General features: G+C 72.6%; 11 protein-coding genes. 5 read left to right on the forward strand and 6 right to left on the reverse strand.

From position 1 onward, the window contains the following. Positions 1 to 519 carry a 30S ribosomal protein S9 gene (gene rpsI / locus ACSEEN_RS12490; RefSeq protein ID WP_247866858.1) on the reverse strand — a complete coding sequence of 173 codons (519 nt, stop codon included), beginning with the start codon at positions 517 to 519 and terminating at the stop codon, positions 1 to 3. Continuing rightward, on the reverse strand, positions 516 to 959 hold the full coding sequence (rplM, locus tag ACSEEN_RS12495) for a 50S ribosomal protein L13 (RefSeq protein ID WP_247866856.1): 444 nt from the start codon (positions 957 to 959) through the stop codon (positions 516 to 518). Before rplM ends, rpsI begins: the two co-directional genes overlap by 4 nt. 245 nt (positions 960 to 1,204) lie before the next feature. Here rplM and ACSEEN_RS12500 point away from each other — a divergent pair, with 245 nt between their 5' ends. Further along, positions 1,205 to 1,732 (forward strand): YceI family protein, encoded by a 528-nt coding sequence (locus ACSEEN_RS12500; protein ID WP_298442065.1) that lies wholly within the window; start codon positions 1,205 to 1,207, stop codon positions 1,730 to 1,732. An 81-nt stretch (positions 1,733 to 1,813) separates the two neighbouring features. Beyond that, entirely contained in the window at positions 1,814 to 2,128 is a 315-nt protein-coding gene (locus tag ACSEEN_RS12505) for an EthD family reductase (protein WP_247866852.1), read from the forward strand. Between the two features lie 28 nt (positions 2,129 to 2,156). On the opposite strand, the gene ACSEEN_RS12510 is transcribed toward ACSEEN_RS12505, so the two are convergent. Both ACSEEN_RS12510 and eccCa read right to left on the reverse strand, forming a co-directional pair. Further along, positions 2,157 to 3,311, reverse strand: a complete 1,155-nt coding sequence (locus ACSEEN_RS12510) for a type VII secretion-associated protein (RefSeq protein ID WP_298442062.1) — start codon at positions 3,309 to 3,311, stop codon at positions 2,157 to 2,159. Next, positions 3,308 to 7,252 (reverse strand): type VII secretion protein EccCa, encoded by a 3,945-nt coding sequence (gene eccCa / locus ACSEEN_RS12515; protein ID WP_440713344.1) that lies wholly within the window; start codon positions 7,250 to 7,252, stop codon positions 3,308 to 3,310. The genes ACSEEN_RS12510 and eccCa overlap by 4 nt, the downstream gene beginning before the upstream one ends. An 86-nt stretch (positions 7,253 to 7,338) precedes the next feature. On the opposite strand from eccCa, the gene eccD reads away from it, so the two are divergent. Together eccD and mycP are read left to right on the forward strand one after the other, a co-directional pair. Beyond that, complete coding sequence (gene eccD / locus ACSEEN_RS12520; protein WP_440713345.1) at positions 7,339 to 8,793, forward strand: type VII secretion integral membrane protein EccD; 1,455 nt, start codon at positions 7,339 to 7,341, stop codon at positions 8,791 to 8,793. Then, positions 8,794 to 10,137 carry a type VII secretion-associated serine protease mycosin gene (gene mycP / locus ACSEEN_RS12525; RefSeq protein ID WP_440713346.1) on the forward strand — a complete coding sequence of 448 codons (1,344 nt, stop codon included), beginning with the start codon at positions 8,794 to 8,796 and terminating at the stop codon, positions 10,135 to 10,137. 45 nt (positions 10,138 to 10,182) lie between these two features. On the opposite strand, the gene ACSEEN_RS12530 is transcribed toward mycP, so the two are convergent. Next, on the reverse strand, positions 10,183 to 10,386 hold the full coding sequence (locus ACSEEN_RS12530) for a hypothetical protein (protein WP_440713347.1): 204 nt from the start codon (positions 10,384 to 10,386) through the stop codon (positions 10,183 to 10,185). Positions 10,387 to 10,669: 283 nt separating this feature from the next. Beyond that, positions 10,670 to 11,869 (reverse strand): MFS transporter, encoded by a 1,200-nt coding sequence (locus tag ACSEEN_RS12535; protein ID WP_440713348.1) that lies wholly within the window; start codon positions 11,867 to 11,869, stop codon positions 10,670 to 10,672. 78 nt (positions 11,870 to 11,947) lie between these two features. On the opposite strand from ACSEEN_RS12535, the gene ACSEEN_RS12540 reads away from it, so the two are divergent. Next, positions 11,948 to 13,087 carry a cysteine desulfurase family protein gene (locus tag ACSEEN_RS12540; RefSeq protein ID WP_440713349.1) on the forward strand — a complete coding sequence of 380 codons (1,140 nt, stop codon included), beginning with the start codon at positions 11,948 to 11,950 and terminating at the stop codon, positions 13,085 to 13,087. Positions 13,088 to 13,128: the final 41 nt, after the last annotated feature.

The following is a 13,128-nucleotide window of genomic DNA, read 5'->3' on the forward strand; positions in this document are numbered from 1 at the left end:
TCAGCGCTTGCTGTACTGCGAAGCCTTGCGGGCCTTCTTCAGGCCGTACTTCTTCCGCTCCACGGCGCGATCGTCGCGGGTCAGGAAGCCGGCCTTCTTCAGGGCCGGACGGTCCTCCGGGCTGACCTCGATCAGCGCGCGGGCGATCGCCAGGCGCAGCGCGCCGGCCTGGCCCGAGGGGCCGCCGCCGACCAGCTTGGCCTGGATGTCGAAGACGTCGGGACGCTCGACGGTGACCAGCGGAGCCTTGATCAGCTGCTGGTGCACCTTGTTCGGGAAGTAGTCCTCCAGGGTGCGGCCGTTGAGCTTGAACTCACCGGTGCCCGGCAGCAGCCGGACGCGCACGATGGCCTCCTTGCGGCGGCCGACGGTCTGGATCGGGCGATCGATGACGACCGGGCCGCGCGAGACGACCTCGGCGACCTCGACGTCAGCCGACTCGGTGGTGTAGCCGCCGTCTTCCAGGACGACCTCGTCGAGAGCGACCTCGACGTCGTTGTTCACGTTCTCGTTGGTCACTGGGAAACCTGCTTGATCTCGAAGGGAACGGGGCGCTGGGCCGCGTGCGGGTGGTTCGGGCCGGCGTAGACCTTCAGCTTCGAGGCGATCTCGGCGCCGAGCTTGTTCTTCGGGAGCATGCCCTTGACGGCCTTCTCCACGAGACGGTCGGGACGGGTCGCCAGAACCTCACCGACGGTGCGGGACTTCAGGCCGCCCGGGTGACCCGAGTGGTGGTAGATCTTCTTGTCGGTGGCCTTGTTGCCGCTGATCGCGACCTTCTCGGCGTTGATGATGATGACGTAGTCGCCGCCGTCGACGTTCGGGGCGAAGGTCGGCTTGTGCTTCCCGCGCAGCAGGTTCGCGGCCTGCACGGAGAGGCGGCCGAGCACCACGTCGGTGGCATCGATGACGTGCCACGTGCGCGTGACGTCACCGGCCTTCGGGGTGTAGGTAGGCACAGTAGTCCTCACTGTTCGTTCGATTCTGCCGGTCGGGCGCGGCGACACAGCTCATTCCCGGCGACCGGTAGGGACCCGGGGCTGACGTTCCGGCTCCGGCGGAGACGGGTCGAGCACCAGCGGACAACCTTACCCTCCGTGGGCTGACCTCCCCAAATCGCCGACCGGGGTCCTTGGGCCCGACATTCGCCCCGACCGCGCCCGATCACTGGCCGCCGGGTGGCACACCTGCCACAGTGGAGACCATGGGCTCCACCTGGAATCTCACCGCCGCCGACGGCGACCTGCTCCTGCACACCGGTACCGCCGGCCGCGCCGCCCGCACCGGGCATCGGCTGACCATCGAGATGACCTCCTGGACGGCGACGGCCGAGGTCGACGACGACGGCCATCCCCTCTCGGTGACGCTGACCGTCGACGTCGACTCGCTGACCGTGCTCAAGGGTGAGGGCGGCCTCGCACCGTGGACCGGCGCCGAGCCGGGCATCGCCCGCAGCAACGCGCTCAAGTCGCTCGACGCCAAGAAGTTCCCGACCATCACCTACCGTTCCACCGCGGTACAGCGCGACGGCGACACCTACCGGGTCGACGGCGAACTCACCGTCCACGGCGTCACCCGCCCGCACCCGCTGACCGTCACATCCGCCGACAGCGTCTTCTCCTGCGAGACCGTCGTGACGCAGACCGACTTCAAGATCAAGCCGTTCTCGCTGATGATGGGCACCGTCAAGGTGGCCGACGACGTCGCGCTGACGATCTCCGCGCGCACCTGAACCTCTGGCGGGGTTGTCCCGATTCCGGACACTTTCGGCTACTCTCCGGTTCGGCGGCGGCCACCCCCTAGCGTCGCGGCCATGACCTATCGCATCACCGTTCTGTACGGACACCCCGCCGATCCCGCCGCCTTCGACGCCTACTACCAGGGCACGCACGCCCCGATCGCGCTGAAGATTCCCGACTTGCAGGGCGTCGAGATCCAGCGTCTGGACCCGGATGCCGAGGGCAACACCCCGCCCTTCTATCAGATCGCCACGCTGACCTTCGCCTCCGCCGAGGCCATGGGTGCCGCCCTCGCGACGCCGGAGGGGCAGGCCGCCCTCGCCGACGTGCCGAACTTCGCCGACGGCGGCGCGACCGTCGTCACCGGCACCGTCGTCACGGCACTGTAGGGTACAGAGCACACGACGACCGAGCACGTCACGACCGCACCGAGGCCACGGCCGCCCGGCACGGCGGGTCGATCGGCGCGTCACCGGTTCCCGGCTGACATCCGACGCTGACCTGCAGCGGGGCGGCCGTCGTCGTGAGTTCCGGACCGACGACGACGTACCAGCGGATCGCCGCGCCCGACGCCGGCGCCTCCCGGTAGCTGATCACCCGGCGCCCGCCGTACGTGCTGGTCTCGGCGAACTCGACCACCACGTCGTCGCCGCGCTGGGCGATCCGGTTGCGCAGACTGGCCGCGACCGAATCCACGGTCGCGCCCTCGCGGAGTCCGGTCACCACCACGATCAGCCGGCGGCCGTCACCGCCGTCGGCGAACACCGCCCGCAGTCCGCGCCCGTCGTCCGGCCGCTGCCCGGTCAGCGCGGTCCGCCGCCAGCCGGCCGGAATCTGGATCGAGACCGGGCCGATCCGTTCGACGCCGGGACGGGCCGCGACGGGCCCCGGGCGCGGCCAGCGCGCGACGGCCCCGGCCGCCCCGAGCAGCACGACGACCGTCGCCGCGAGCGCGATCGCCACCGCCGCGCCGCGGCGCTTCTCGGTGATCGGCGGCGGGGCGAAGTCGAAGGTCAGCGCGCCCCGCGGCGCGAAACGGTGGCCGTGCGCCGCGATCAGCGCACGATCCACCGGTATCGCGGCGTCCGGTGCGAGCGCGGCCGCGAGGTCCGGGGTGCCCGGTTCGGCGAACACCGTGTCCGCCCCGCTCACGAAGGCCGCCAGCTCGTCGAGGTCGCCGGGCCACCCCGCCGTGCACCGCTCGATCCGCCAGCCGTCCGCCGACCGGGCGACCCACTGCGCCGTCCAGAGACCGCCGGGGTCGTCGCCGGGCGGCCCCGGCACCGGCAACGGTTCGACGACGACGCAGCTGCGCGTCGCCGCGTCGGCGTGACTGCCCGCGATCAGCAGTGCCCTCGGCACCAGGCGCGCCGGACTTCCGACCAGCCGCAACGCGCGGTTCAGACGATCCCGGCGTGGGCTGCCCCAGGCACTCGGGCCGCCGATGATCCGCGTGTGGCGCCCCACCCCGGCGGTCGCCAGCCCGGCCGCGAACCGGGCCACCGCATCGGAGTCGTCGGCGGCGCGCAGGAAGCCGGCGCCGCCGAGGTCGACCGTGCCGCACCCGCTCACCGGGCTACCTGGATCATGTCGGCGGCCCGGCTCCGCGAGACCAGTTCACCGCGGCCGGCGCCGAGCTTCTGCATCCGGTGACGGCCCACGATGTAGCCCTCGTCCGGATCTCCGGACAGCAGCAGGACGTCGCACGAGAGGTCGCGGAGTCCGGCGATCACCTGGTCGAACATCGCCCGGCCGAGCCCGCCGGAGCGTCGTGCCAGAATCACCCGCAGCCCGATGTCCCGCGCGTGGCCGAGCAGTTCGGTCAACGGCTGCAACGGATTTCCCGTCGCCGTGGCGACGAGGTCGTAGTCGTCGATCACCAGGTACACCGTCGGCCCGGTCCACCAGTCCCCGGCCGCCAACTGTTCGGCGGTGACGTCCTCACCGGGCAGTCGTGCGCGGAGATACTGCGCCAGCTGGACCATCATCGGCCCGGCCGTCTGCGCCGAGCTCGCATACCCGGCGAGGTGATCCACGTCGACCTCACCGAGCAAGGAGCGCCGATAGTCGACCAGCACCAGTTTCACGTCCTCCGCGGAGCCGCCCGCGGTGAGACCGGCGATCAGGGTGCGCAAGGTCTGCGTCTTGCCCGATTCCACGTCTCCGAAGACGAGGAGATGGGGTTCGGCGGCGAAGTCGATCAGTACCGGCGCCAGGTCCGACTCGCGCAGCCCGAGCGCCACCCGTCCCGCTCGCGGCGAAAGACCCTGTGCGGCCACGAGTTCGGCGACCTCCCCGATGGACACGTCGTCGCCGAGCAACCGGACGGGAGGCGCGGAGCGGCCCGGGTAGTGCCGGACCGCGCTGTCGACGAACGCGGCGGTGCCCGCGGCCAGGGTGTCGGTCTCGGCCGTCCCGTCGAACCGCGGCAGCGCGACCAGCAGATGCTTCTCATCGGCGGTGATACCGCGCCCCGGCCGGCCGGACGGCACCGTCGCCGCTCCCCTGCGGCCCATCTCCGAATCCAGCGGATCGCCCAGGCGCAGTTCCAGCCGCGCACCCAGCAGGTCTTTCACCGCCGGCCGGATGTCGGCCCACCGGGCGGCGGTCACCACCACGTGCACGCCATACGAAAGACCTTGCGTGACAAGCATGTTGACGTCGTCTTCCAGTGACTCGAAGTCCTTGCGGAGGACGGTGAGACCGTCGATCACCAGGAAGACGTCGCCGTGCCGCTGATCGGGATACCGGCCCTGTTCCCGCGCCGCCCGGTACTCGCGCATCGACTCCAGACCTTCGGCGGCGAAGAACTCCTCCCGGTCGGCGAGGATCGTCTTCACCTCGGCGAACGTCCGCCGGACCGCGTCGCGCCGCGCCTTGGTGGCCACCCCGCCCACGTGCGGCAGTCCGGCGAGAGCGGCGAGGGTGCCGCCACCGAAGTCGACGCAGTAGAAGGCGACCTGTTCCGGAGTGTGCGTGGCGGCGGCCGCGCAGATCATGGTCCGTACCGCGGTCGACTTGCCGGACTGCGGACCGCCGACGATCGCCGCATTGCCCGCCGCGCCGGTCAGGTCGAGCCACAGCGTCTCGCGCCGCTGGTCGTAGGGACGATCGACGACGCCTATCGGGAGGCGCAGCGACCCGGCCGGTCCCTCCGGGTCGACATAGGCATCGAGGGTGACGGCCTCCTCGAGGGGCGGCAGCCACACCTGGTGCGGCCGCGGCCCGATGCCGGCGATCCGCCCGACCAATGTCTCCACCAGCGTGGGTGCACTCGTGACGGCCTCGAGGGCGGCGTCGTCGGCCGTCGGCGGCGGCAGCGGCACCCGGCACGCGGTGAACCGCAGGAGCCCACCGCCGCCGCGCCGTCCATCGGTCAGCGCGGCGACCGGAGATCGGGGCGGTTCGTACGGCCCGGACACGAACGACGTCGAGAAGCGCAGCGGCGCACCCGAATCGGATTTGAGATACGCGGCGCCCGGTGAAGCCGGCAGATGATAGGCGTCGGGCACACCGAGCACCGTGCGGGATTCGTTGGCGGAGAAGGTCTTCAGGCCGATCCGGTAGGAGAGGTGGCTGTCGAGGCCCCGCAGCCGCCCCTCCTCCAGACGTTGCGAGGCCAGGAGCAGGTGGATGTGCAGTGAACGCCCGAGCCGGCCGATCGCCACGAACAACTCGGCGAACTCCGGTTTCTGCGCCAACAGCTCGGAGAACTCGTCGACGACGATGAACAGCGCGGGCAGCGGGTCCAGCGCCGCCCCGGCCTCCCGCGCCCGTTCGTATTCGCCGACGTTGGCGAAATTGCCCGCGGCCCTGAGCAGTTCCTGCCGCCGGTGGAGTTCTCCGGAGAGCGCATCGGCCATCCGGTCGACCATCGAGAGTTCCTGCTCGAGGTTGGTGATCAGTGCGGCGACGTGCCTGGTCGATTCCAGGTTCGCGAACGTGGCGCCGCCCTTGAAATCGACCAGGACCAGGTTGAGTTCTTCCGGGGAGTGCGTGGCGATCAGCGCCAGCACGAGAGTCCGCAGAAATTCGCTCTTACCGCTGCCCGTCGCGCCGATGCAGAGTCCGTGCGGCCCCATCCCGCCGTGCGCGCTCTCCTTCAGGTCGAGGTCCACCGGTGTGCCGTCCGCCGTGTAGCCGATCGGGACGCGGAGCCGTTCGTGTGCGGTGCGACCCCGCCAGGCCGTCACCGGGTCGAAGGTCGTGGCGTCCGGAATCCCCAGCAGCGCAGGCAGTCCGGGATCGGCGGCGACGTGCGAGGCGTCGAGTCCGGGCAAGGGAAGACTGCTCGCCGGCCGGTACCGCGCGAGTCCCCGGGCCAGCGCCTCGCTGCGCGGCAGCGACAACTCGTCGACGACGCCGAACCGCTCCAGCCCCGCCGCGCTGTACGCCGAGATGCTGCCCGGGCGCGCCACCAGTCGTAGCCCACGCCGCGCCGCCAGTGAGTCGGCATCCGGCTGCAGGTCGAGCACCGTCACGCCCTCGCGGCCCGCGCCGATGGTCAGTTCCTCGTCGCCGGTGCGCCGCCCGCCGTCCAGCACCACGACCACGTGCGGGCGCCCCGTGATCGGCGGCGCCGACCGGGAGAACCGGCCGCGCTCGGCGAGTTCGCCGGCGAGATCGGATTCGCAGTCGTCGAGCGCGTCGTAGATCATCCGGACCGGGCCGAGGCGGTCGCGGAGCGCCGGGTGCCCGGTGTGCGGCAGCCATTTGGCCCAGTCCCAGTCCGGACTCCGCGGGTCGTCGGCGACGATCGCGATCAGCACGTGATCGGGGCCGTGCAGCACGGCGAGCTGCGCGAGCATCGCCCGGGCGAGGGCGAGCACGCAGGCGCGATCACCGTCCAGGCAGACGGCCGGGAAGGCGCGCAGCGACACCGCGGTGGGCAGGTCCGCGACGGTGGCGTGCACCTGCACGAACCGCCGCAACGCCAGCGCACAGACCGGTTCCAGGTCCTCGGCCGGCGCCACCTCCGGCGGCACCAGTGCGGTGGCCAGCGGCTGGGTGCCGACGCCGACCCGGACCTGGGCGAAGTCGGCGTCGCCGGGCCTGCGCTCCCACATCCGGGTGCCGCCGAGCACGGCGGCCAGCGCCGCCGGCGCGGGGTGGCTCCACAGCGCGCAGGCCCGCTGCGCACTCGCCGTCTGCCTGACCTGTTCGCGTGTCTGGCCGAGATACCGCAGGTAGTCCTTGCGTTCCTCGTTGAGTTCGGCGGCCCGCGCCGGGCCGCCCCGCCCGCCGCCCGCGAGCATGCCGACCATGGACATCATCATCATCAGCGGAAACATCAGGAACAGCGGATTCGACAGCGCGCCGCGCCCTCCGGTCACCACCATCAGCCCGACCATTCCCACTACGGCGACGACCATGACCACCGGCAGCAGGCGCACGAGCATGCTCTGCGGTACCGCCCGCCCGACCTCCGGAGGGCCGGTCAGCACCAGTTCCCCGCCGGGCGGCACCGGCGGAGCCGGCCGGCCACGGCGCACGAAAGCGACTGTCGAACTCATCGCGAATTCCCCCGAATTCCCCCGTACCGCCGTTCGCCCGGCGATGATGTCGGTTGTATCAAGAACCTCGGGGGAGGGTTTGCGAAATGGCGATAGGCACCGCGGAACCGGATCTGGTCCGCATCTCGATTCTCGGCGGCGACACCCAACTCGATCTGGCGCTGCCCGGCGATCTTCCGATCACCGCGCTGATCGGCGACGTCCTCGGCCTGCTCCGGCTGCCCGAGCCCGCCCACGACCCCGAGCGCGCCGGCGAACTGCCCCGCTGGACGCTCGCCCGGATCGGCGCACCGCCACTGCCCGCCGAGCAATCGCTGTCCGGCGCCGGCGTGGTCGACGGCGAGTTGCTGATGGTCCATCCCGATCTGCCTGACGCACCCGGGGCGCTGATCGACGACGTCGTCGACGGCCTGGCGCACCTGGCGGGCCGGCAGCGCCCGGGATGGTCGTCGGAGGCGGCCCGCCTGCTCGGCTACGGGATCGCCGTCACGGCCACCCTCGCCGCGGTGATCGCCGGCCGCACGGTGGTCGCCGCGGGGCCGCTGGTGCCGATCGCGAGTGGCGTCGCGTGTGCGGCCTTGCTCGCCGGGGTGCTGCTCGGTCACCGGCTCGCGGTCGATCCGCGCAGCCTCGCCACCGCGTCGTGCTGCGCATTCCTCACCGGTGGCCTCGCCGGATCCTTTGTGCCGCACGGCGACTCACCGGGAGCGACGGCGGCGACCGCGGCGGGGTGCGCACTGGTCGTCGCGGTCATCGTGCACCGCTGCACCGGGGTCGCGCCGCGTCTGCACGCGGGCCTCGGCACCGGCGCGACCCTCGTCGTCCTCGGTGGACTGCTCGCCATGGTCCTGCCGGGCGGACCGCCCGCGGCGGCGGCCGTCACCGCGGCCCTCGGCGTCCTGACCGTCCTGCTGTCGGCACGGGCCGCCATCGCGGCGGGCCGCTTGCCGCTGCCACCGGTGCCGTCGGTCCCCCCGCCACCGCCGGACGCACTCGACACCGACGTGGTGCTCGACGGCGTCGGCGCCCTCGGCACGCCCGCCGAGCACGACCCGCTCACCGCCATCGCCGATCTCGCCCTCGTCGACATGCGAAGCCTCCAGCGTCGCGCGGCCGCCGCCTCGGCCTATCTCACCGGGATCGTGGCGGGGGCCGTGGTCGTCACCGTCGCGGCCGTCGCCGGCGTCGCGGCGACCGGCGGTGGAGCGATCGCCGCGCTGCTCTTCTGCGCCGCGGTCTCCGTCGCACTGCCGGCCCGCGGGCGCGTACACGCCGATCGAGCGCAGAGCGCGATGCTGCTCGGCGGTGGCAGCGCCGGGCTGCTCGCGACGCTCCTGGGTACCGGTTCACCGGCGATCGTGTTCGTCGGCGGCCTGGCCCTGGGTCTAGCCGCATTCGTCATCGGGGTCACCGCCGACGCGCACGACTACTCGCCGCTGCAACGCCGCACCCTGGAGCTCGCCGAGTACGCGGTGATCGCCGCGATTCTGCCGCTGCTGTGCTGGCTGCTCGACGCCTACCGCGCGATCCGCGAGTTCTAGATGCGGGCCGCCGCCGCGGTGAGCGCCGCGGGGATCCTCGCCGCCGCCGTCACGACCGGACCCGCCTCCGCGCTGCCACCCGCGCAGGTCGCCGCTCTCGTCGCGGTCGACGCGCAACCGGTCGGTCCACCGCAGCCGACCCGGCAACGTACCCGGTGTGCTCGCGGCGCACCGGCCACCACCGATCTCACCGCGCTTCCGCCCGGGCACGTGCTGCTCGATCTGCCCGGCGCCTGGCGGTTCAGCCGAGGCGCCGGCGTCACGGTGGCGGTCATCGACACCGGCGTCACCCCGCACGGGCGGCTCCCCCGGCTCACCGGCGGCGGTGACTACGTCTCGGCCGGTGACGGCCTGACCGACTGCGACCTGCACGGCACGGTGGTCGCCGGGATCATCGCGGGCCGGTCGTCGGCCGCCGACGGCTTCGCGGGCGTCGCCCCGGAGGCCGCCGTCGTCTCGATCCGGCAGTCCAGCGGCGCCTACGACGCGGTGTCCCGGGAATCGTCCGACGCGCCGGCGGTCGGCGCCGGCTACGGGCCGCTCTCGACGCTCGCGAAGGCCATCGCCGCGGCCGTCGAGGCCGGTGCCGGCGTCATCAACATCTCCGAGACCGCTTGTGCTCCCAGTGGTTCCGGTATCGACGACGACGCGATCGCCAGCGCGCTCGATCTCGCCCACCGGCGCGACGCCGTCGTCGTGGCCGCCGCGGGGAACGTCGCCGACACCGGGTCGTGCCGGGAGCAGAATCCACTCGCGGCGGCCTCGGAGAGCCTGGCCTACGCCGGGGTGACGACCGTCGCCACCCCGGCCCGGTTCGGTCCGGCGATCCTCACCGTCGGGGCGGTGGACACGGCCACCGGCCTGCCTGCCGACTTCAGCCTGCGCGGGCCGTGGGTCAGCGTCGCCGCACCGGGCACCCGGATCGTCGGGCTCGCCGCCGGCCGCCCGATCGACGCCCTCGACGGCGCGGACGGCCCGCGCCCGCTGGCCGGGACCAGCTACGCGGCCGCCTACGTCTCCGGTGTGGCGGCCCTGGTCCGGGCGGCGTTCCCCCGGCTGTCCGCCGACGAGGTGATCGACCGGATCGTGCGCACCGCGCGCGGCGGCTCGGCCGGTGATCAGGCGATCGGCGCCGGCCTCGTCGATCCGGTCGCCGCCCTCACCGCGCAGTTGCCCGCCGGCGACTCACTCCCCGACCCGCGCACCGGTAAGGACGTCGCCGCGCCGGAACCAGAGCGGCCCGACCACACCGCCTCGATCGCCGTCACCACCACTCTCGCCCTCGGCACGGCACTGCTCGCGGCGGTGTTCGCCCTGACACGCGCGGCCCGTCCACGCGACTGACCGCCTGCGAGACCGAACCGCCGGGCCATCCCGCCCCGGCAACGATCACCCGCGCTCGTCACCGTCCCCGGTCCGCGCACCCCGCTCGCGCGCCGCCTGAATCGCCGCGACCACCGCACCGGCGGAGAGCGCGATCACGATCCCCAGCACCTTCCCCGGCCCGGCGATCGTCGCCGCGCACACCAGCGCGACCAGGATCAAGAACCACGGAAACAACAGCCGCGACGTATTCCCTGCTCGTTCCTCCACGTCGTCTGCCGCACCTTGCTACTAGATGAGTTACTTGACCTTCAGTCTGTCCCAGTTCCGTGGCCTACCGGAACTCGCGGTCTTTCCCGCTGCCCACTCGCCGGGCAGCGCCGGTGACGCCCCCGATTGCCCTATCCGTGACACGTTCATGTCCAGAGCACACGATCGAGATCCGTTCGCCCAGGTCGCCAAACGTGACAGAGGTGCCTACGCCACAGTTGGGACAGCTCGGCCGATACCCCGGGAGGACGAGCCCGCGCGCGGTCCGGCGTCGTCCGTGAGGTCAGCGGCGGCGCCCGGCGCGAAGCTGCGCCGCACCGACCAGCACGGCCAGCACCGCGACCACGATCGCGAAGACCAGACCCGACTCGCGCAAGCCGATCGCCGTCCCGAGAAGCCCCACGCCGATCGCCGGACAGGCCAGCAGCACATACAGCGACGCGAAGAACGCCGACGAGACCTCGCCGCGGTGCTCCTGCGGCACCTGTTCCACCGTGGTGGCCAGCGCGCCGTTGAGGCAGAAGCCACCGGACACGCCGAGCACCACCGCCGCGATCACCAACGGCGTGAGAACCACCACGCCGAGGGCGACCGCCAGCAGGACACCCGCCAGCACCAGACCGGCGCACCCGCCCACGATGGCGCGGTGCGGCGCGACCCGTCCCGCCGCCAGCTGCCCCAGCGCCATCGTGGAGAAGATGAGGAACACGATCAGTCCGGCGAGCCAATGGTTGCGCACCCCGAGATCCTCCGCGAGGAACAGCGCGGTCACCGCCGTCAGCACCCCGGAGACGGAGAACGCGACCCCGGCGGCGAGGACCCCGCGAACGAACGCACCGCGGATCTCGGCGGGCACGCGCAGACGCTGGATCCGCCAGCGCACACCGGGCTGCCGGCCGGGCCGCGGGGTGAGCAGCCACAGGCCCGCGGCGGCCAGCACGACCAGCCCCAGATGGATCGCGAACGGCACTCGCAGCGGCGACGCGCTGAACGACGCGACCAGGCCGCCGAGCAGGTTGCCGACGCCCAGACCGCCGGAGTTCACCGCGATCGCCAGCATGCCGCCGGCCGACCGCCGGGCCGCCGGAAACAGGTCGATCACCGCGGCCGTGCCTGCGCCGCTCATGAAGCCCGCGCTGAAGCCGGAGATCACCCGCGCCACGATCAGCAATCCCAGGGACGGCGGCAGCATGAAGAGAACGGCGCTGACGGCCGCGCAGCCGAGGGCGATGAGCAGCACGGGCCGTCGTCCGATCTGGTCGGACAGCCGCCCGAAGACCAGCAGCGCGAACACCACGCCGAGCGCGTAGACCGCGAACAGCACGGTGACCGTCAGCGAGGAGAACGAGAGCCGCGCCGAATAGATGGAGTACAGCGCGGTGGGCAACGTGGTACCGACCATGGTCGCGAAGAACGCGAACGCGGTCGCCGCGATCGCCCAGCGCCGCGGCGAAGTTCCCGGTCGGCGGAAGTCGAGAGTCACCGCACGTAGTCTACGACTGCGGCCGCGTCACCATCGACCGTGGAGCACCGGCACCCCGTTCGCACGAAAGGATCGGCCATGCCCATCACGGACGACCCGATCTACCTCGATCACAATGCGACCACGCCGGTCGCGGCCGAGGTCGCCGAGGCGATGTGGCCGTACCTGACCGGCGTCTTCGGCAATCCGTCGAGCACGTCACCGCAGGGCGCCGCGGCCCGGCGCGGCGTCGACCGGGCCCGCGAGCAGGTCGCCGCCCTGCTGGGCGCGCACGCCGACGAGATCGTGTTCACCTCCGGCGGCACGGAGTCGAACAATCTCGCGATCCGGGGAGCCGCCGAGCACCGCGGCCGACGACTCGCGATCACCTCGGCGGTCGAACATCCGGCCACCGCGGCACCGCTGCGGCACCTGCGGGACCGGCACGGCTGGCGGGTCACCGAGCTCGGCGTCGACGGTGACTGCCGCGTGCGGCTCGACGACGAGCTACCGCACCCGGCCGGCCTCGGCACCCTGATCCTGGCGCACAACGAGACCGGGACCATCCAGCCGATGCGCGCGTTCGCCGAGCTGGTGCGCGAGCGCGGCGGCGTGACGCACGCCGACGCCGCGCAGGCTGCGGGCAAGATCCCGGTGAACGTCGACGATCTCGGCGTCGACCTGCTGAGCATCGCGGGCCACAAGATGTACGCGCCGAAGGGCGTCGGCGCCCTCTACGTCCGCCGCGGCACCCCGGTGGCACCGGTCCTGCTCGGCGCCGGGCAGGAGAACGGCCTCCGGCCGGGCACCGAGAACGCCGCCGGGATCGTGGCCCTCGGCGCCGCCGCCGAACTGGCCGCCGGGATGCTCGACCGCGAGTCGCGGAGGCAGGCAGAGCTGCGCGACACCCTGGCCGAACGTCTCGCCGCCACCATCCCCGGACTGGTCCGGGTCACGCCGCGCCGCGACTCGCTGCCGAACACGCTGATGGTCGCCGTCCCCGGCGTGGTGGGCGCGACGGTCCTGGACGACGCCACCGCGATCGCCGCGTCCACCGGCAGCGCCTGTCACGCGGGCACGCACACACCGTCGGCCGCGCTACTCGCGACGGGTCTCGACCCGGAGCTGGCACTCGGGGCGCTGCGCCTGTCCCTCGGGCGCTCGACCACCCCGGCGGACGTGGAGACCGTCGCGGAAACGCTGGCCGGCGCCGTCGACCGCGCCCGCCGCCACTCGTGACGGCCTCGATCACGACGCGGCCTGCTGTCCGGTGGTCGCTG

This window comes from Gordonia marina (genome assembly GCF_052036135.1).
Lineage (GTDB): Bacteria > Actinomycetota > Actinomycetes > Mycobacteriales > Mycobacteriaceae > Gordonia.